Raw genomic sequence first — 18,798 nt, forward strand, 5'->3', positions numbered from 1 at the left:
CAAGAGAATGCCAATTTGGTCTTTGCAAACCAATGCAGTCTCTTGTTTCTATTCTTTTACAAACACTAGCGTTCCAAAACGCTGCGGAATATGAAAATTCACTTTACCGGTAGGTGACCACGCCCAGTAATGCCGATTACCTGCCATATCGTCATCAATCCGATACAGGTTCCACCCCCACTCGGCGCCGTGCCGAGGGACTCGCATCCGCTCTCGCTCCAGCTCCTGCATTCGCCCCAGCTCCAGCTCCCGCTCTCGCCCCAGCTCGCGCTCCTCCCCGCCCTCAGCCAACAAATCGGCAAAAGGAATCCGCAGCTCGTAATGCTTCCACCCGGCTTCGCCATCGGCAACCGAAGTCGTCAGGCCCTTGGCGTCCCAAGCCACATCCACCTCTTTATTTCCATCGAGGCTATTGCGGATCAAAGCGTCGAATTCCACGCCCTTCGGGCTAAGCTCGAATTCATAGTAGATTCTGCCTGTGCCGATGGGATCGAGGAACACTTCCACGACATCCTCCTCATAGATCGGATCGTCACGCCGCTCCATCGTCGCCACGACATGATCGTCCTCACATTCAAAACGCACATGCAGAACATCCTCCGTCCAGCAAGCACGGAAACGCGTCTCCAAACGCGGCTTGCCTCCGGTTACAACTTCAACCAGCGTTCCTGCAGCCATTTCCTCCCATGGAAGATGACCTTCTGCAGCGTTTATAAATCGGCATTCGTATCTCATCCTGGCCCTTGCTCCTCGCTTTGCTATTAGCTTTTATACACAATATTAATATCATGTTCTTTATCTAAAAAGCTAGAGATTTGATCGCGCGCCTCGGACTTGACGTCTTTTAACCAGGATGCATCCAGTTTGTCGATCGCTTCCATTCTTAAATTCTCATATTTGGATTTCGCTTTTTCAATTCGCGCCACCCGGTTTCGTGTAAACATGAAAAAAGAGATAGAAGCCAGCAGCGATCCCGATAATAGCTTGTTCGAAGTCAGCAAATTAAGAATGGCTAAGGCATTGCCGCCTGAAACTAGCAGCACTTTTTGATAGAAAGTAAAGGTAAAATATAGAATCAACACGCCGGTTAGCACGATAAATATGACTTGAGTCCTCTTAAGCTTGTCCCAATCTTTCTTTCTATCTTTCAGCTTTTCCAACAATTTCATCGTATCGTCGCTTAGATTTAGTTCAGGCTGCTTCATCGGCACTCCCCCTCACTACCATCGTATGCTGGATCACAACGAATCTTGCAAGAAAAAAAGACCGAAAGCATCACTCATAGAGCGTGGTCGAAGATGCTTTGGTCTTTGAATATTCATGTTAGAAACGCTTTTTTCCTACTAGGAACTTTTTGTTTCCTTTTTTCGCTGTCACAGGCACATGCTTGTAACTGCGGATCATCGGATTTTTGCATAGAGGACAAGTTGGTAAAGCTTCCGTAACGAATTCTTTGCGAACCCATGCTTTACAATCTGACTCTTTACATTTCCAAATTTCAATCTGTTCGACTTCTGGTTTCTGTTCTTCCGTAACGGTACTCGTTGATGTAGACATTTCAGCATGTTCTCCCTGTTTCGTAGATTAGACTACTTATTATTATACAGATCCCATTTAATATCAAGTCTTTCCCGTATTCAAAATTATTTACCGATGGTAGAATGGGAAAAGCGGCTACAAATTAGACACACAATACAAAGGCAGGAATCTAGCATGACAAATTTGCTTCGAGAATGGAAGTCTCAGTTTCAGGGATACAGTCGTAATATTTTGCTGTTCTTTTGGTTTAACTTTGTTTGGAACTTAGGATTGGGCATGTTCGGACTCGTTTATAATCTTTATGTGAAAAGTCTAGGCTATGAGCAAACGACGGTCGGCAGCATCGTTGGCATGACGGCACTGGCTGCCGCCATTATTCTTATCCCGGCTGGTATGATGAACGACCGGTTCGGGCCAAAACGCGTCATTACGTTTGGTCTGGTTTTTACTATTATCGCTTTGACTGTGCGTTCTTTATTTGAAGCCGAAGGAGGCATGTTGGTTTCATCTTTCTTCGGAGGCATGGCGCTTGCCGTTGTTTCGGCGACGATTCTGCCTTTTATGGCCAACAATTCCACTCCGCAGCAGCGTGTGCATTTGTTCAGCTTCAATATGGCGCTAGTGATGATTGCCAACGTCGTTGGCATTGCGCTCGGCGGCGTGCTGTGCGACTTTTTTCAATTCATGATCGGACTTGAGGAAATTCTAAGTTTGCGTTTTACTTTATTGATTGGAGTCGCCATTGCCGCGCTTGGCATCATTCCTATCGCTTTATTCGAAAAGAGCGAGCAGGAAATACAACCCGAGAAACAATCACTCAACATCAAGCATACGTGGCGGGCACACAAAACCTCCCTTCAAGTCATCGCTATTTTTTGTCTGTTGGGATTGCTGTCCTCGATCGGCGGGGGCATGATTGTTCCGTATTTAAATGTGTATTTCGAGGATCGGTTTGAAGCTTCAAAGTCCGCCATCGGTATTGTTGTTGCTTTAGGCCAAGGCGCTACGGCGATCGCTTTCCTGATCGGGCCTATGATTGTGAAGAGATTTGGGGAAGTCAAATCCGTTGTATATTTGCAATTGTGCTCCATCCCTTTCCTTCTCTTGACTGCTTTCTCGGCAAATTTCTATTTGTCCTCCGGCGGGTATTTGTTCCGTCAGGCACTGATGAATGCGGCGAATCCTTTTTACAATTCGGTCAAAATGAGCTATGTCGACCGCTCGCTGCGCGGACTAGCCTCCTCTTCAGGAGAAGCCGTTTTCAATCTCGGCTGGTTCTTGGCGGCTCCGGTGAGTACTGGCCTCGTTTTTCGTCACGGCCCCTACTATGGCTATGCGTATGCCTTCTGCATCACAGCTGTAGTCTATACCGTCATCTCCTATTTATTCTATTTCTTTTTCGGAAAAAACCGGTTCAAACCCGTTGAGGAATCCCAATAAATCTAGCAATCTTACTCATAAAATGATTCTTTTCTGTCGTTGACTTCTGCGATGGAAAGGAAATACAATAAAATGAGAGCGCATACATAAAATCATTTTTGAACTCGTTTCTAGGTCCGATTTTGATTGTGAGGAGATTGCTATATGAAAAATAAAATCATCTTTAATGGACAAAGTATTGTCTTAACGTGGATGATCTCCTACATCGTTATTCTCCTTTTACCTGTCGTAATCGGCTTATTACTGTATGTGGAATCCAGCAGAACGCTGAAAGAGGAAATTCAGCAAGCCAACGATTCCTTATTGAAACAGGTTCGCGAGGTGATGGACAATCAGTTCAAAGCCATGGAGCAGCTGAATTTCGAAATCACCTGGAACGTGAATATGCAGGAACTGCTCTATTCAAATAAGTACGAAGCTTTCCCCAAAGAATACCGATATGATATTTCTCAAATCGCTCGCAATCTATCGATATACAAAACCTCCTATCCGCTGATTGACTCTTTCTATGTCTATTTGTTTAAAGATCAATCTGTAATTCTTCCGACGACGGTTAGGCCAAGCGCTTTTGCCTATCAAACCTTGCATATGAGCGATGATTTCTCCTTCTCCGCCTGGCAGGACATTGTGAATCGTACCAATTTCAAAGGTTTTATTCCGATGGCCCGGATCGGCGACGATAATAAGCTGCGCAAAACAGTTGCCTATATTAGCACTTATCCTGTTGAGCATAATCAACCTCTCGCCACGAATGTGATCATGGTCGATCAATCACGTATCCTTGGCGCCATTCAAAACATGGAAATTTGCAATAGAGGCCACGTCTTTATTTTAAATAATGAGAATCAAATTCTGGCTTCCAATTCTGCTAACGCGCTTCCGGGCGATTTTCCTTATGACAAACTCGAGACTGCGCCGAACTTCTATTTTTCCGGCTCCAGCGGTGAGAAATACGAGGTTTTTAACATTCAGTCCCCCCGTTCCAAATTAAAATACGTTTCGATCATGCCGAGTACGATTTTTTGGCAAAAGGCCGCTCACATCCGTAATCTAACCTATATGAGCATGGGAATTTCACTGCTTGGCGGCGGTATTCTCACTTTCTTCTTTTTACGAAGGAACTATAATCCTGTCCGGCGTTTGGTTCATGCTTTTTCCAAAAAGCAAGCCTTAGCCTCGGGCCAGCGCTACAACGAGTTTCATTTTATTCAAGAAGCCGTCGACAGCACCTTGCTGGAAATGGCCGATTTTAAGAGCAAAATGGAGCAGCAGCGTCATATGGTCCGTTCACACTTCATTGAAAAGCTCCTGAAAGGCAAACTCGACCGCCGCATACCGATCGCCGAAGCCTTAACAAGCTTTGATATGAAGCTGGATCAGAAAGATTTTGCCGTCATGCTGCTCGTCGTCGATACAAGCGCGCCGTTCTTCGAACGGATTACCCACACATCTGATGAGGATAAATGGAAGCTGCTTCATTTCATCATTATGAATGTCGTGGAGGAGCTGCTTTCGAAGCGGCATCGCGGTTATGCGACGGAGATTGACGACTCGCTTGCGTGCTTAGTCAATTTAACGCCGGAAGATGGCGTTAACGGCAAGGACGAGCTGCTGCTCATCGCCGAAGAAACGCAATCTTTCCTCGCAGCTACTTACGACATTCATCTTACGATTTCGATCAGCAGTATTTATGAGCAAATTTCAAGTATCCCTCAAGCCTTCTTGGAAGCACTCGATGCCATGGCCTATAAGCTAGTTATGGGAGGGCGGGAGATTCTCGCTTACGACGATTTGCAAGCTAACCGGGTATGCGAGCCGGCTTCCGGCTATTATTACCCGATGCAGGTTGAACAACAGTTCATGTACGCCGTCAAATCCGGTGAACTGGAGGAAGCTCAGAGAATCCTTGCCGAGATTATGAACAAAAATTTTGAAATCCGCGGAATTTCCGTTTCCTTAACCAAATGTCTGATGCTTATCTTGATCACCACGATGATGAAAAGCATCAGTGAAACCGGCGATATTCAAGAAAGCTTCTTTGTCCGCAATCCCAAACTCATCGATCGGTTATTAAGCAGTAAAACCGTCCAAGAAATGAATCAGTATTTGAACGAAATGCTCGTGCAAATCTGTGCCTACACCGCAGCCAAACGGCAGGCCGCCATCTCGCAAACACGGCAAAAAGCGCTGCAGCAGCTCGTGGAAGAAATTTCTGCTTTTATTGAGGACAATTATTCCGATGCGAACTTGAATGTGACTTTGATTGGCAGCCATTTTGACCGCAAAGCCACCTATTTGTCGAAGCTGTTCAAAGATTATGCAGGTGAGGGACTGCTGGATCGCATCAATAAAGTCAGGATCGACAAATCCAAGCAGTTGCTGAGAAAACAGGAGCAATCGGTCGGCGATGCCGCATACGGGGTCGGGTTCAACGATATTAATGCCTTCATCCGCGTCTTCAAAAAAGTCGAAGGCATCACACCGGGGAAATACAAGGAACTGATAGAAAAGTAACTGCTTCGGGCAGCCTTTGGGCTGTCCTTTGCTTTTCCCGGGTTCGCTCGAGGTGCTCAGCGCCAAGTCCATAAACCTCATTTTGGCTATTTTGAAGACCCAATTGGAGATTTTGTAGAGCATTCTCGCAACAATTCGAGATGCAATTGGACAATTTGCAGATAGTTAGAATGTAAGCGCTGTCATATAGTGAAGGTGTGACAAACGGCAACACAGCAACGCTTTCAAAGCCAGTTTTTCTGGCGAAAAACTCAGTAACGCTTTCGAAGCCAGTTTTTCTGGCGAAAAACTCTTAGGAGGTCAACCGATGCAAAAAAACAGAAAAAAGATGTTCACCGTGCTTGTCGCTACATCGTTAATGGGAAGCTTGACGGTTGCTTGTTCGTCATCCGGTACGCCGAGTACGCCAACCAGCGCCAGTCCGAAAGCAACTGCTGGGGCAGCGACAGCTCCGGCAGCAGCGGCACCAGTCACGTATCCGCTGAAATCGGACAAAACGTTAACGTACTGGGGCGAACTGCCCGGTAACCTGACAGGCGTTAAAGCTGCTCACGCTGACGTTCCTTTCTTCCAAGATTGGCAGAAAAAGACCGGCGTTCCATTGAAATTCCTTGCGCCTCCTACGAATCAAGGACAGCAAGCATTGAACGTTTTGCTAGCCTCCGGCGACCTCCCGGATATGATCGAGTTTGACTGGCAGGGAGCCTTCCCCGGCGGTCCTGAAAAAGCAATCAAAGACGGCTACATTTTGAAACTAAATGATTCGATAGATAAATTTGCGCCGAACTTGAAGAAATACCTCAAAGAACATCCGGAAATCGATAAACAAGTGAAAACCGATAATGGAAGCTACTATTCCTTCCCTTTCATTCGCGGCGATGATTATCTGCGTGTCTACCAAGGTCCGATTGTCAGAAAAGATTGGCTGGACGATCTAGGTCTGCCTGTTCCTGAAACGATGGACGATTGGTACACCACACTCAAAGCCTTTAAAGAGAAAAAAGGCGCTACAGCCGCATTCTCTGTTGTCAGCGTACCCAGACCATTCAACGAATTGGCAAACGGAGCCTTCGCCGGAGCTTATGGCGTGACGCGGGATTTCTACACGGATAATGGCACCATTAAGTTTGGTCCGGCTGAAAAAGGCTACAAAGACTTCCTCGCCACGCTGCACAAATGGTATGAAGAAGGGCTGATCGATAAAAACTTTGCAACGGCAGACAGCAAAGCTTTGGATGCCAACATGGCTTCGGGAGCAACCGGTGTGACAGTCGGCAATGCCGGCGGCGGTATCGGCAAATTCCAACCTTTGATCACAGCGAAAGATCCGAAGGGTGTGCTCGTCGGAGCGCCGTATCCGGTGCTCAAAAAAGGCGACATCGCCATGTATGGCCAGAAAGATCCGTCATTCTCGCCTGGCGGAATGGTTGCCATCACAGCTTCGTCCAAAAACATCGAAACGGCGGCCAAGCTGCTTGACTATGGCTATTCCGACGCAGGCCATATGTTCTTCAACTTCGGAACCGAAGACGTTTCCTACAAAATGGAGAACAATTATCCGAAATACACCGATCTGCTCATGAAAAATCCGGACAAACTGGCTCCGGCGCAATCGATGTCTCTTTACATCCGCGGTAATTACAACGGTCCTTTCGTACAAGACAAGCGTTACATCGAGCAATATTTGGCCTTGCAAACCCAACGTGACGCCGTTTCGACTTGGTCCAAAACAAATGTAGATAAGTACAAATTGCCGCCGATCACAGCTACACCGGAAGAAAGCACAGAGCTTGCCAAAATCATGACGGACCTCAACACATTGGTCGATGAAATGACGCTCAAAATCATCCTGGGCACAGAGCCTGTAGACTCTTTTGAGAAATATCAAGAAAAATTCAAGTCCGTTAAGCTGAGCCGCGCGCTTGAAATCAAAAAAGCATCCTTGGACCGTTATAACAAAAGATAACTAACACACCAGAGGGAGGGCATCACCCGCGCTCCCTCTTCTCAAGAAAATCGCGGCGAAAGGAGAGATTTCATGCGCAAAGATGGGCAAGCAACGTTCCAAGTACGCTTCAAACGCGATTTTCTGCTCAATAAATATTTATACTTGATGATGGTTCCCGTATTGGTCTACTACATTGTCTTCCATTATGCACCGATGTATGGAGCTCTGATTGCCTTCAAGGAGTATACCCCCAATAAAGGTATTTTGGGCAGCTCTTGGGTCGGCTTCCAGCACTTCAACGATTTCTTCAGCTCCTACTATTTCTGGCGAATTCTCAAAAATACCGTCATTATCTCGCTATACTCGCTTTGCTTTGAGTTTCCGGCTCCTATCATTTTGGCGATTCTGATCAATGAGCTGACGAACAAAAAATTTCAGCGTTTCGTGCAAACGGTCACGTACATGCCCTATTTCATCTCACTGATCGTGATTGCCGGGATGATCAAAGATTTTACGAATAATGGCGGATTAATCAATAACTTCTTGACTCATTTTGGCGCCAGCGATACGGCGATGCTGCAGAAACCGGAGCTGTTCCGGACGATCTATATTTTATCGGAAATATGGCAGAAAATCGGGTGGGAGTCCATCATTTATTTAGCTGCTCTCATGGGGATTGATCAGGAGCAGTACGAAGCGGCGAAAATGGACGGGGCCAGCAAGCTGAAGCAAGTCTGGCATATTACCCTGCCGGGTATTCTCCCCACGATCGCCATCATGTTCATTCTGCGGATGGGGAATTTATTAAATGTTGGCTTCGAGAAAATTATTTTGCTGTATAATCCGAGCACCTACGATACGGCTGACGTCATTTCCTCCTTCGTGTATCGAAAAGGATTGATTGAATTCGGTTGGAGCTACTCCTCCGCCGTCGGCTTGTTCAATTCCGTCATCAATCTGGCCTTGCTTATTGCCGCAAATAAAATTAGTAAAAAAGTAAGTCAAAGCAGCTTATGGTAAGAAGGAGGGACTGAAGTGAAAACCAGCTACTCAGATAAAGCGTTTACTACGATCATCCACGTTTTATTGCTCTTGCTTGTTGTCGTTACGTTGTATCCGCTTCTCTACGTTACCTTCGCTTCCATAAGCGATGCTGGGCAGTTGATTACCCACAAAGGATTTCTGTATAAGCCCTTGGGCTTCAGCCTCGAAGCATACAAAAACGTTTTTAATAACCCTGCGATTCTCAAAGGTTACCGGAATACGCTGTTCATCCTGACATTCGGTGTTACAACGAACCTAATCGTCACCTCACTAGGCGCTTATGTCCTTTCACGCAAAAATGTCATGTGGAACAATGTGTTTATTTTCATTGTCGTCATTACGATGTTTTTCAGTGGCGGCCTCATCCCGCTTTACCTTGTGGTCAAAGGCGTAGGTTTAATTGATTCCCTTTGGGCGACGATTCTGCCTTTTGCCGTGAACACCTTTAATCTGATTATTATGCGTACAGCCTTTATGGCCGTGCCTGAAAGCCTTGAGGAATCTGCAAAAATGGACGGGGCCAATCATTTTGTCATCCTGTTCCGCATCATCATCCCGCTCTCCATGCCTGTCATTGCCGTCATGATTCTTTATTATGCCGTTGAAAAATGGAATGGTTGGTTCTATTCCTCCATTTTCCTGAAAGATCGTGATCTCTACCCGCTTCAGCTCACCATAAGGGAAATTCTTATTGCGAATAATACCGATACCATGACAACCGGCGCCAATGCAGCCGATCAATTTCAAATTGGGGAAACCATCAAATATGCCACGATCATGGTCGCTTCCGTACCGATTCTCATTTTGTACCCTTTCGTGCAAAAGTATTTCGTCAAAGGCGTCATGATTGGCGCAGTCAAAGGGTAAGCTCGCTGAGAATGAATTCGCCGCCAACCTCTTCCTTGAGGCTGCGGCGTTTTTTTCTTTTTTTGCTTGCTTTTGGACGTTGTAGGCAGAAGCAGTTTCTCTAAGGAAACTTGACCATACACTATAGGACAGTGTTGCTCATTTGACAGGAGGGGCCTTCATGTTTGTTGATCTAGGGTGCGGCGAGCATAAGCATAAGCATTTTTTTGGAATAGATCGTCTGGGAGGCCCTGAAGTGGACATGGCTTGCGATATCAATGACGGCATTCCGCTGCCCGATCAGTCCGTCGAGTTTGTTATGGCAAGCCGCAGTCTGCCTTATGTCAACGATCTCCTCGCCGTCATGTCCGAGCTGTACCGGATTTGTGTCCACAAAGCGATCGTCTGCATCCTCTCCCCGTACGCCCATCATTTTCGCCATATGTCGAATCCCTATCTCAAGCAAAAGTTTGATGAGTACACGCCCCGGTATTTCACGCCTCATTTCCATCAACCGCCGGGCAGTCCCCATTGCCCACCTGTCCCCATTTATACCGGTAACTGTATACCGTTTGATTTCCGTCTCCTGAAAATGGAGTTTTTCTATGAATCTCCCTTTACCAGCCCATTGTACCAGCAGGACGAATTAGACTTATTAGTACAGCTTCAGCCGAATGTCGTGAGTGAAATTATGTATCATTTCGTCGTCGTTAAGAAGGAGCTCTCTGTCGACGAATGGATTTGGATGAGCAACCAGAAGTATCGTGAGCCTATCTGGACCGAATCGTTAAGACAGTCTGCACCGGCGATTGCGGAGGATGCCGCCTCCTTGGAACCAGATATGTTATTCCCCGCTTCAACTGCCGCTGCCCGTATCCGTAAGCCTGTTAAATTCGTCAAACCAGCTTCACGCCGCCAAAGAAAGAAGTAATTTTTACGTTATATAATGATTTCTTATCATGTTTTCGAATTTGCATCATACCTTGAAACCATCGGCCAAAATGCCTCGCCATCACTCGACTATTCAAAACATAGGAGGTGACGATCATAGCTCTCGTCGTCAGGTCCACACTCAACGCGACTGGCGCGATCACGTTCACCGGAAATACACTTGGCCTAAGCCGTTCGGATACGGTAGGCCAACCGGGAACACAAGATAGCATCGGCGCTTTCACAACCGTGGATACAACGCAGAAATTCGGAACGTATCCGGCAGGAACGACCAGTCTCTACACCTCCAACAGCTCAGCCGCAATACTCTCTTTTCCTGCAGGAAGTACCGTACTTTATGCGGAGCTGATCTGGGGCGGAACTTATATCAACGGCAATGTTAACCTGAGTGCTGTGATCAACAATGGCATCTCGTTTACGACACCTGCAGGAACGTTCACCGTCACACCCGACGCTACGACTAGCAACGAGTTCAATTTAGGCAGCAGTACCTATGCGTATACGCGCACAGCCAATGTCACTACACAGGTGCAGCAAGGAATGGCCGGCACCTACACAGTGGGGGGTGTGCCAGGTACAATTGTCATCGACGGCGATCCTACAGCCAATCATGCCGGTTGGACACTTGCCGTTATTTACCAAAATACAAACCTGCCTTTCCGGAACATGTCCCTTCGGGTTGGCGCCGTGCTCGTGCAGTCTACCTCCCCCCCTGTGAACACGACGATTACCGGATTCGCTACACCGGTAACAGGCGCATTAGGCGGCAGAGCGCTCTTCAGCGCCCAGGAAGGAGACGCGAACCGAACCGGGGACCAGGCGTTGTTCGGACCTACGACAGCTTCGCTCGTCGCGTTATCCGGACCGAATAACTTTGCCACTAACTTTTTCGCCTCCCAGATCAATAACGATGCCGGACAGCTTAACACAACAGGAACATTCGGCACCCTCAATCAAATCAACGGAGCGCCCGGAACGAATATCAGCGGAGGCCGGCAAGGCTGGGACATTACGAACATCGACGTATCGGCGCGCTTAACGAACAATCAATCCTCTGCGATCCTGCAATTGACGACATCAGGGGACGCCTATGCCGTCAACGCCAATGGCATTCAAGTTGACATCAACGCCCCGAAAATCAACGTGACCAAAAGCGCCAGTGTCACCGGAGCCGTCTCGGGCGATACCATCACCTACACGGTAACGACCAGCAATACGGGCACGGCCAGCGCCGCCAGCATCGTGTTATCCGACGCCTTGCCGACCGGCTCAACCTTTGTAGCCGGCAGTGTCGTCGTCGCCGGCGTGTCAAAGCCGACCTACGATATCACAGCAGGAGCGCCGTTAGGCTCCCTCGCCTTTGGTTCGTCCATCACCGTCACCTATAAAGCTACGGTCTCAAGCATTCCCAATCCGCAGCAGCTGGTAAATACGGCGAATGCCGCTTTTACCTTCCAAAGCGTCGCAGGCGGCTCTACCATTTCAGGCGTCATTCCATCGAATAGTGTGACGATACCGGTTTATGCGCCGAAGATTGCCATTGTGAAATCCGCAAGCACGGCGAATGGTTCTGTCGGGAGCACGGTAACCTATACGCTGCAAATAGCCAACACAGGAAATATCGGCGCTGCGATGACTGTTACGGATAACATACCTGCCGGAACGTCCTTCGTTGCCAACAGCTTCAAAGTGAACGGCGTCGTCATTTCCGGCGCCAATCCGGTCACTGGCGTAAACATTGGCACGGTGGCGGCAGGCGGGTCATCCAATGTCACCTTCGACGTATTGATCAATTCGCTCCCTTCGCCGCCGCAGCTCGTGAATTCCGCGAATAGTACATATACGTTCCAACCACCGGACGGCCGTACCATTTCCGGAACTGCCGGCTCCAATACGGTGACCATTCCAGTCCGCTTGCCAAGCGTTAGCGCTGTCAAGAGTGCGAGCATGATCGACGCGGTCGTCGGAGATACGTTTACATACAGTACGGTGATCACGAATTCTGGCATTCAAAGTGTAACGAATGTCATTCTCACAGATGTTATTCCCCAAGGAGCCGTTTTTGTACCCGGCACTGTTACCGTTGGAGGGGTTTCGAGCCCAAGTTCAGTCCCAGGTGGCGGCATCTCCGTAGGCACGATAACAGCCGGCAGCTCGGTGACGGTCACCTTTCAGGTCAATGCAGTTTCATTGCCGGCTACAGCGCAATTCAGCAACCAGGCTTCCATTTCATACAGCTCCGGTACGTTTACTGGAACTTCTTTAACCAACACGATTACGACACCCGTATATCAAGCTATTATCTCCGTGGCCAAAAGTGTGAACAGTACGAACGTTACGGTAGGCGCTACGCTGACATACACACTGCTCGTTAGCAATCAAGGAAATATCGCTGTTGTGCCAACGCTCGTAGATCCCCTATCGCCATCTACTTCGTTTGTGACAGGCAGTGTTACTGTAAATGGCGTTTCCATTCCGGGGGCAAACCCTGCTGCAGGTATTCCGATAGGCGCTGTGGCGCCTTCCGGCACGAGTCAAATTGTATTCCAAGTTGTCGTGCAAAGCCTTCCGTCGCCACCAAGGCTCCTTAATCAAGCAACAGCCAATTATACGTACCAGCCGCCGGATGGTCGCACGCTAACCGGCAGCGTCGTTTCGAGTACGACGAATATTCCGGTGTCTGCACCCAATGTCGTCGTAAACAAATCGGTCAATCTGCTTTTTGCAGCAATCGGCGATACGCTTATTTACACGCTCAACATCACAAACAGCAGTGTCGTACAGGTGAACAATGTCGTTGTTCAGGATGCGCTGCCCGCCGGTATTGCGTTCCAAGCCGGAAGCGTAACGGTAGACGGTGTGCCCAAATCTTCGGCCGACCCGACAAGCGGCTTCTTGATCGGCGCGATTTCGTCCGGCATCACGACGCAAGTTATTTTCCGGGCAGTCGTAACTTCCGTGCCGAGCCCGCCGAAGGCGGATAATTTTGCCAGCCTAAGCTTCACTTCCGGCGTTTTCTCCGGAGCTGCTTTTTCGAACAGCGTCACCACGCAAATCCAGCAGCCCATTGTATCGCTTGTCAAAAGCGCCAACGCATCACTCGCGGTTCTCGGCGATATTGTTGTTTACAAAATGGCAGTAGGCAATACCGGAAGTTCCGCTGCCAGTGTGACGCTAACCGATAACATTCCTGCCGGCACCACCTTTCTTGTGAACAGCGTGATCATCGATGATGCTCCTCTTCCGGGCGTCGATCCTGTGAGCGGCATTCCGATTGGCACGCTTGCGGTTGGCGCAATCAGAACCATTACCTTCGAAGTGACGGTAACTTCCCTGCCGACACCTCAGCAGCTAGTCAATCAGGCATCCGCCGCCTACACGTTTACGCTTACGGATGGGCGTACGCTCTCCGGATCTGGAAATTCGAACTCCGTTGCCATTCCCGTTTCTGCTCCCAACGTGAAGGTGGCGTCTACCAGCAATGTCAGTTCCGCCGTACAAGGAGATACCATCACCTACACCAGCGTTGTCACCAATCAAGGTGTCGAGAACGTCAACAATGTGATTCTTACGAGCATTGCCGATCCGAGCACTTCATTCATTCCCGGTAGCGTCAGTGTGAACGGCATTTCTTTGCCGAACACCAATCCGTCGACCGGCATCCCAATCGGTAGCCTGGCTCCAAACAACCCGGTTACCGTGACTTTTGAGGTGAAAATCATAATGCCAACATCGCAAGTCATTAACCAATCTTCCGTCAGCTTTACGTCCGGAACATTCTCTGGTTCCTCTTCTTCCAATAATGTCGTAACGCCCGTTACCCAACCGATTATCCAAGCCGTCAAAACAGCTAACACAACCAGCGCAACAGTCGGCGACACGGTGTTATACAGCATCGTTGTATCGAACACAGGCAACTTGTCAGGGAATGTCATTGTCACCGACACGATACCGACAGGAACTACCTATGTGGCGAACAGTGCGCAAGTCGACGGCCTGCCGCAGGCTGGCGCAGATCCCGTAAACGGAATTAATGCCGGCAGCATTGCGCCGGGCAGCTCTAAGACGGTAAGCTTCTCCGTTCTGATTGGAACTTTGCCCAGTCCGCAAAAGATCAGCAATACCGCCACCGCCACATACACGTTCACCCCGCCGGACGGCCGTGTCGTCACGCTTGCGGTTGCCTCCAATACGGTTACGTTCCCGGTATCTTCTCCGAATGTGAACGTAACGAAGAGCACCTCTTCTACAGCATTAACCGTAGGCGATACGATTACGTACAGCACCGTCATCATGAATAGCGGAATTGAGGCCATCAACAATGTCGTATTCACCGATACCATTCCTGCCGGCGGAGCGTTCGTTCCCGGCAGCGTCGTCATCATCGGAGCTCCGACGCCGGTTGTGCCTCCGAATCCGACCACAGGCGTTTCGCTTGGCACGATTGCTGCTGGCGCCACAGTCACGGTTAGTTTCAATGTACTTGTTACTTCCGTTCCGACATCTGCGCAATTATCCAATCAATCTGCGGTAACCTTTACATCAGGCGCACTCTCAAGCACAACTTTCTCAAATACCGTAACAACACCTATTTTCCAGCCTGTCCTCAGTGTTCTGAAAGCCGGAAGCACATCGAACGCTACGGTAGGAGACACCATCATTTATACGCTGAATGTCTCTAACACAGGCAACTACGCGGCTGCTGCCACCCTGACAGATACGATTCCAGCCGGAACCTCCTTCCAACCAAACAGCGTATTCGTAGGTACCACGCCTGCCCCGGGCGCGGATCCTTCTACAGGGATTAATATTGGTTCCGTACAACCTGGCGCAACGGTTCCGGTCTCCTTCTCTGTCGTAATCAATACCCTGCCGAATCCGCAGGTTCTATCCAATACAGGAACGGCCGCTTATTCCTTTACGCTTCCGGACGGCCGATCGTTCAATCGATCCGCCACATCCAATACGGTGACGATATCCGTTTCGTCGCCTAACGTCAGCGTCACCAAAAGCACCACGGCAACGGACGCCGTCGTCAATGATATTATCCCTTACACCATTGTCATCATGAACAATGGACTCGAATCCGTTACTAACGTTGTTTTCTCTGATCCCCTGCCCTCGGGAGAAGCCTTTATTCCGGGCAGTGTCGTCATTGTCGGTGCGCCTACGCCGCCTGTTCCTCCTAATCCGGTTTCGGGCATCGCGCTCGGCTCCATTGCGCCTGGCGGAACAGTTACCATTACGTTTAATGTGAAAGTCACCGCACTGCCCAAACCTTCGCAATTAAGCAATCAAGGGATTGTCAGCTTTACTTCCGGAGCCTTCTCGGCAGTTGCATTTTCCAACACAATTACAACACCGGTTTATCAGCCTATTCTTGCCGCAAGCAAAAGCTCCAGTACGACCAATGCAACGATTGGCGATTTGATTATCTACACCGTAAATGTCAGCAATTCCGGCAATTATCCGTCTGCGGTCTCACTTGTTGATCCAATACCGAACGGAGCCACCTTCCAGCAAAACTCCGTCGTGCTCAACGGTACCACACAACCTGGCGCCGATCCTACGGCAGGTATTCCATTCACGGCAGCGCCCGGGGTTGTTAACACTGTGACATTTGCCGTTCTTATCACTTCGCTGCCGAATCCACAGGTGATCACGAATACCGCTACAGCCAACTTCAGCTTTAGTCCGCCGGACGGCCGCCTCCTTACAGGCTCTACCGACTCCAATACGGTTACCATTCCGGTATCTGCCCCTAACGTCACTGTCGTAAAATCGACGCCTGCCACCGATGCGGTTGTCGGCGATGTCGTTACCTATTTCGCCAATGTAACTAATGGCGGGATTGAATCTATCAATAATGTTCAGTTTTTTGACCATCTCCCCGGTTCCACAAGCTTTGTTCCGGGCAGCGTCACGATCGACGGCAGCACAGTACCTACCGCGGATCCGACCAGCGGGATTGCGCTTGGGCCCATTCTGCCGAGCACAACCGTTACTCTTTCATTCAAAGTCACCGTTACTGCTCTGCCGCAATCCGGGCTGCTTACGAATCAATCTTCCGTCAGCTTTACAAGCGGCGCCTTCGCCGCATCGGCCTTCTCCAATACCGTTATCGTTCCGGTTTATCAGCCGATTATCGCCCTCGTCAAAAGCGCGAACACAACAAATGCAACCGTTGGCGATACGATCGTATACACGCTTACCATCCACAATTCCGGGAATCTGCCGGCAGCGGCAACCGTGTTCGATACCATTCCGACAGGGGCCGATTTTATACCGAACAGCGTAATTGTTGACGGTCAGCTGCAGCCTGGCGCCAATCCCGCAACCGGCATCGATGCTGGAACAATTCCTCCAGGCGATACGGTTACGGTGAAAATAACACTCGCCGTTAACGTAGATGCCTTGCCGAATCCGCAGCAATTAATAAACACGGCATCTGCCAACTACACTTATTCGCCGCCGGATGGCCGTCCATTCTCGGGCTCCGTCGTGTCCAACACGCTCGTGATTCCAGTCTCGTCGCCGAACGTTACAGTCGTGAAGAGCACCGATGTTATCGACGCCATCGAAGGCGATACCATTACTTACCAAGTTGTTGTCACGAATAATGGGATTGAAGCAGTCAATAATGTCGTATTGACAGATCCGATCCCGAGCGGAACGAATTTCATCCCAGGCAGTGTAACCGTCAATGATATCCCGAAAACGAACTTGAACCCAAGCACAGGAATTCCGCTTAATACGATACCAGCCGGAGGATCTGTCACCGTCAAATTCGAGGTGACGGTCGTATGACGGCCGAATCCCAACCTCCCAAACATCTGCTTAATCAATCTGTTGTCAGATTCAGTTCAGGAGACTTGACCAGCCACGCCTATTCAAACACCGTAGATACCCCCGTGGTTGGTCCCGTCATTACCATTCTGAAGAAGGCGAATTCGTCTGAAGCTGCACTCGGTCAAGTGGTGACGTACACCTTGACGGTAGCCAATAAGGGTAACTTGGATGCACAAGTTACCATCTTTGACACCATGCCGGCCGGCACTTCGCTCATTCCTAACAGCGTCATCGTGGATGGCGTTCCGCTGCCTATGGCCGAACCCGAGAAAGGCATCCCATTGGGGGAGCTTCATATAAATCAGCGCATGCATGTGGCCTTTCAAGTCATTGTGCTTCAACCATCTTCACAATTAAAAAATCAAGCTGCAGCTGCCTACACTTTCCATACGCCCGGAGGAAGAAGAGCAACCGGGAGTTCTAAATCCAATACCGTCATTCTTCCATTCGAAGAAACAAAAGTCAGCTTTAAGAAACATGCCGACAAAACCTTTACCTTTGTTGGCGACACGATCACGTTTCAGTTCACCATCAAAAATGATGGAAGTTCTACGATGAACAAAACCTTTTTCAGAGACCTGCTGCCAAATGGCGTTGCCTTCGTTCCAGGCAGCGTAAAAATCGGGCATGTTGCTTACCCGTCCGCTAATCCCGCAGATGGTATATCACTAGGCGAGCTAACTCCATACGCTGTTCTTACACTTCAGTTCCAAGTCACAGTTATCCATACGCCGACCTCCGGGAGAATCGTGAATGATGCGGAGTTGACGCTTTTTCTTGGCGGCTACAAACAAAACATCCTTTCCAACACAATCCTATTGGAAGTGCTCGACCCTGCAATTACGGTCGTCGAATCCATCCTTCAGCCCAAGGCTACTTTAGGCGATACATTAACCTATACCGTTCTCATTTCAAATTCAAGTAATCTGGGTGTAGAACTATGGCTGTCTGATCTCATTCCGGAAGGCGGTTCCTACGTACTGGGAAGCTTAACGGTGAATGGAGCTCCTTATGGCAATCCAACGATAGAGAGCTCTCTGTATGTCGGGAATTTGTCTGCAAGAAGCCAATTGACCGTCTCGTTCCAAGTAACCGTGAACACCGTTGCTATCTCCGCAGAACAAACGATGCTTACGAGCCATGCCGACGTGTTATTTCAATTTCGGCTGCCGGATGACCGGGTCGTCTCCGATCGCGTGCAGTCCAATACCGTAATCGTCGAAATAGTACGGCCGATCATGGCCATCCTGCTTGCCGCAAGTCCTCCGACTGCCGAGCCTGGAACTGCCATCCAGTACCGGATTCGCGTATCCAATACAGGGAATCTTGCAGCGGACAGCGTAAACCTGCACGATTGGCTCTCTCCGCTGACAACGCTGGATCCAGGTACGCTGCAAATCAACGGTACTCAGACGAATCAATCGCTAAGTGCATCTCAGCCTTTGTATCTCGGCGTCATTCCCCCTCAGTCCACTACTGAAATCACATATACTTCCGTGATTTTTCTTCGTCCGAATACAAAGCGCATCCCGCTAAGAGCAGCCGCCAACTATGTATTCCAAGTCACCGATCTTGTTCATACGGGAACCGTGCTTTCCAATGAAGCCGTCGTTCGCATTGAGGAAGCCGATGAATGAAAAAAAGCCGGGGCATCCAGCTCCCCGGCT

11 protein-coding genes are annotated in these 18,798 nt (G+C 49.1%); 8 read left to right on the plus strand and 3 right to left on the minus strand.

Translation table 11 applies throughout. The features are described from left to right. Positions 1 to 48 precede the first annotated feature (48 nt). From GC097_RS14600 to GC097_RS14610, 3 genes are all read right to left on the minus strand, one after another. Positions 49 to 735 carry a carbohydrate-binding family 9-like protein gene (locus GC097_RS14600; RefSeq protein WP_171684037.1) on the minus strand — a complete coding sequence of 229 codons (687 nt, stop codon included), beginning with the start codon at positions 733 to 735 and terminating at the stop codon, positions 49 to 51. Positions 736 to 761: 26 nt separating this feature from the next. Beyond that, positions 762 to 1,205 carry a DUF2663 family protein gene (locus tag GC097_RS14605; protein WP_171684038.1) on the minus strand — a complete coding sequence of 148 codons (444 nt, stop codon included), beginning with the start codon at positions 1,203 to 1,205 and terminating at the stop codon, positions 762 to 764. A 118-nt stretch (positions 1,206 to 1,323) separates the two neighbouring features. Then, a complete protein-coding gene (locus tag GC097_RS14610) occupies positions 1,324 to 1,557 on the minus strand; it encodes a cold-inducible protein YdjO-related protein (protein WP_171684039.1) in 234 nt (77 codons plus the stop codon). A gap of 96 nt (positions 1,558 to 1,653) precedes the next feature. Here GC097_RS14610 and GC097_RS14615 point away from each other — a divergent pair, with 96 nt between their 5' ends. From GC097_RS14615 to GC097_RS14650, 8 genes are all read left to right on the plus strand, one after another. Continuing rightward, positions 1,654 to 2,979 (plus strand): MFS transporter, encoded by a 1,326-nt coding sequence (locus GC097_RS14615; RefSeq protein WP_376768388.1) that lies wholly within the window; start codon positions 1,654 to 1,656, stop codon positions 2,977 to 2,979. 144 nt (positions 2,980 to 3,123) lie between these two features. Beyond that, entirely contained in the window at positions 3,124 to 5,493 is a 2,370-nt protein-coding gene (locus GC097_RS14620; protein WP_171684041.1) for a helix-turn-helix domain-containing protein, read from the plus strand. A 307-nt stretch (positions 5,494 to 5,800) separates the two neighbouring features. Further along, positions 5,801 to 7,459, plus strand: coding sequence for a type 2 periplasmic-binding domain-containing protein (locus GC097_RS14625; RefSeq protein WP_171684042.1), 1,659 nt, complete (start codon positions 5,801 to 5,803; stop codon positions 7,457 to 7,459). A gap of 72 nt (positions 7,460 to 7,531) precedes the next feature. Then, entirely contained in the window at positions 7,532 to 8,461 is a 930-nt protein-coding gene (locus GC097_RS14630; RefSeq protein WP_171684043.1) for an ABC transporter permease, read from the plus strand. A 15-nt stretch (positions 8,462 to 8,476) separates the two neighbouring features. After that, positions 8,477 to 9,352 (plus strand): carbohydrate ABC transporter permease, encoded by an 876-nt coding sequence (locus GC097_RS14635; RefSeq protein WP_171684044.1) that lies wholly within the window; start codon positions 8,477 to 8,479, stop codon positions 9,350 to 9,352. Between the two features lie 160 nt (positions 9,353 to 9,512). Beyond that, the gene (locus GC097_RS14640; protein WP_216625776.1) at positions 9,513 to 10,262 is read left to right on the plus strand and encodes a class I SAM-dependent methyltransferase; all 750 of its coding nucleotides are present in this window, start codon (positions 9,513 to 9,515) and stop codon (positions 10,260 to 10,262) included. A gap of 116 nt (positions 10,263 to 10,378) precedes the next feature. Next, complete coding sequence (locus GC097_RS14645) at positions 10,379 to 17,089, plus strand: DUF7507 domain-containing protein (protein ID WP_446686397.1); 6,711 nt, start codon at positions 10,379 to 10,381, stop codon at positions 17,087 to 17,089. Next, entirely contained in the window at positions 17,086 to 18,768 is a 1,683-nt protein-coding gene (locus tag GC097_RS14650) for a DUF11 domain-containing protein (RefSeq protein WP_171684046.1), read from the plus strand. The genes GC097_RS14645 and GC097_RS14650 overlap by 4 nt, the downstream gene beginning before the upstream one ends. The last annotated feature ends 30 nt before the right edge of the window (positions 18,769 to 18,798 follow it).

Origin of the sequence: Paenibacillus planticolens, from assembly GCF_013141725.1 — a bacterium.
Classification (GTDB): Bacteria; Bacillota; Bacilli; order Paenibacillales; family NBRC-103111; genus Paenibacillus_E; species Paenibacillus_E planticolens.

Excerpts from the sequence above, each read along its gene's own strand:
- GC097_RS14650 (WP_171684046.1), top strand. The coding sequence starts at position 17,086 with ATGACGGCCGAATCCCAACCTCCCAAACATCTGCTTAATCAATCTGTT.
- GC097_RS14620 (WP_171684041.1), top strand. The coding sequence starts at position 3,124 with ATGAAAAATAAAATCATCTTTAATGGACAAAGTATTGTCTTAACGTGG.
- GC097_RS14600 (WP_171684037.1), bottom strand. The coding sequence starts at position 735 with ATGAGATACGAATGCCGATTTATAAACGCTGCAGAAGGTCATCTTCCA.
- GC097_RS14630 (WP_171684043.1), top strand. The coding sequence starts at position 7,532 with ATGCGCAAAGATGGGCAAGCAACGTTCCAAGTACGCTTCAAACGCGAT.
- GC097_RS14605 (WP_171684038.1), bottom strand. The coding sequence starts at position 1,205 with ATGAAGCAGCCTGAACTAAATCTAAGCGACGATACGATGAAATTGTTG.
- GC097_RS14615 (WP_376768388.1), top strand. The coding sequence starts at position 1,654 with ATGGTAGAATGGGAAAAGCGGCTACAAATTAGACACACAATACAAAGG.
- GC097_RS14610 (WP_171684039.1), bottom strand. The coding sequence starts at position 1,557 with ATGTCTACATCAACGAGTACCGTTACGGAAGAACAGAAACCAGAAGTC.
- GC097_RS14625 (WP_171684042.1), top strand. The coding sequence starts at position 5,801 with ATGCAAAAAAACAGAAAAAAGATGTTCACCGTGCTTGTCGCTACATCG.
- GC097_RS14640 (WP_216625776.1), top strand. The coding sequence starts at position 9,513 with ATGTTTGTTGATCTAGGGTGCGGCGAGCATAAGCATAAGCATTTTTTT.